General features: G+C 50.6%; 2 protein-coding genes. Both read left to right on the plus strand.

Features of this window, described 5'->3' with window-relative positions; all coding sequences use genetic code 11:
* Nucleotides 1-205 precede the first annotated feature (205 nt).
* Entirely contained in the window at nt 206-733 is a 528-nt protein-coding gene (locus tag VB081_RS00150; RefSeq protein WP_323398841.1) for an O-acetyl-ADP-ribose deacetylase, read from the plus strand.
* A 128-nt stretch (nt 734-861) separates the two neighbouring features.
* Nucleotides 862-1514 (plus strand): ATP-binding cassette domain-containing protein (locus VB081_RS00155; protein ID WP_442872688.1); only part of this gene is annotated, 653 nt, incomplete at its 3' end.

Genomic DNA, 1514 nt, shown 5'->3' on the forward strand with positions numbered 1-1514 from the left:
CCGTTCGAATTCCTCGGGGAGGACCAGCTCTAAGACTAAAACTGAGATAAAACAGACTCTGCAGGAAGGACCCCCTTTTGTTTTTTTGTAACTCTCCGTTACAATTTTACAAAACAGGGCCTTCCTTTTTTTTGCAATCTCAGATTTTCACCTGCAAGACAGCTGAAATAGCTGATATTATAAAAGAAAGAAAGAGGAGGACAAAATGAAAGAAATAAGATCAAAGATCACAGTAATAAAGGGCGACATAACAAAGGAAGAGACCGATGCCTTAGTTAACGCGGCAAACAGCACCCTCCTCGGAGGAGGGGGCGTAGACGGCGCGATCCACAGGGCTGCCGGTCCCGAACTTCTCGCTGAATGCTCGGGACTTGGGGGCTGCCCGCCGGGAGAGGCCAAGACCACTGCTGCATACAGACTTCCTGTAAAATTTGTTATACACACAGTCGGACCCGTCTGGAGGGGCGGGAACTCGAATGAAGAAAAAATTTTAGCAAATGCTTACAGGAACAGCCTTAAAGAGGCTCTCCGCGTCGGGGCAAAAACAGTTGCATTCCCCGCGATCTCCACCGGCGTCTACCGCTTTCCTCCGGACCTTGCCGCCGATATTGCTGTCATGACCATCATTTCGTTCCTCAGGGAGCATGATGCGATCGAAGAGGTCAGGCTGGTATGCTTTTCAGACGGATCGGCGGAGCACCACAGGAAGGCCCTGGATAAACATTTATCCTGATAATTTCTGCCTAAACCAATATTTACTATATAATATCCGGTGTTCGCTGATAATTCGGGAGGTAACATAAACTGATCGAGATAAAAGATCTCCAGGTAAATTTTAAAGAGAATATAGTCCTTGACAGGATAAGCTGGTTTATAACCCCCAAGAGCAGGATAGGGCTTGTCGGTGACAACGGAGCAGGAAAAACTACCCTGCTCCGTGTCATCGCCGGTGAGACGGAATATGACGGGGGCAGCCTGACCATACCCAGGGACCATAGGGTCGGCTATCTTCCGCAGGACCTGGTGGAGATAGACGAAATGCCGCTCCTTGACTACCTCAAAAGGCGCGCAGGACTTGAGGATCTTGCCGCTAGGCTCTCTGAAACAGAGCATATCATGGCCTCCATTGATGAAAACTCACTGGAACTGCGGTCGATGCTTGCCGTTCATGAACGACTGCAGAGAGAGTTCGAGGCAAATGGAGGATTCGGCTTTGATGTTGAGGCAAAACAGGTCCTGAAGGGACTGGGATTCCGCCCCGAAGAGGATGCGGTACGCATGACCTCAGAGTTTTCCGGAGGTTGGAAGATGCGCGTGGCTCTTGCCGCTCTGCTTCTCTCCCGGCCTGATATTCTCCTGCTCGACGAGCCCACCAACCACCTTGACACAGAGAGCATGGAGTGGCTGGAAAACTGGCTGAAAGATTTCAGGGGTACTATCATTGCAGTATCCCACGACCGGAGGTTTCTCGATAAAATGGTCACATCCGTCGCGGAGCTTACGGGGGGCAGGAT

Origin of the sequence: Christensenella sp. (genome assembly GCF_034927525.1) — a bacterium.
Lineage (GTDB): Bacteria > Bacillota > Clostridia > Christensenellales > Christensenellaceae > Christensenella.

What these genes read in the sequence shown, in the direction of transcription:
- VB081_RS00150 (WP_323398841.1), top strand. Translation starts at nt 206, where the DNA reads ATGAAAGAAATAAGATCAAAGATCACAGTAATAAAGGGCGACATAACA.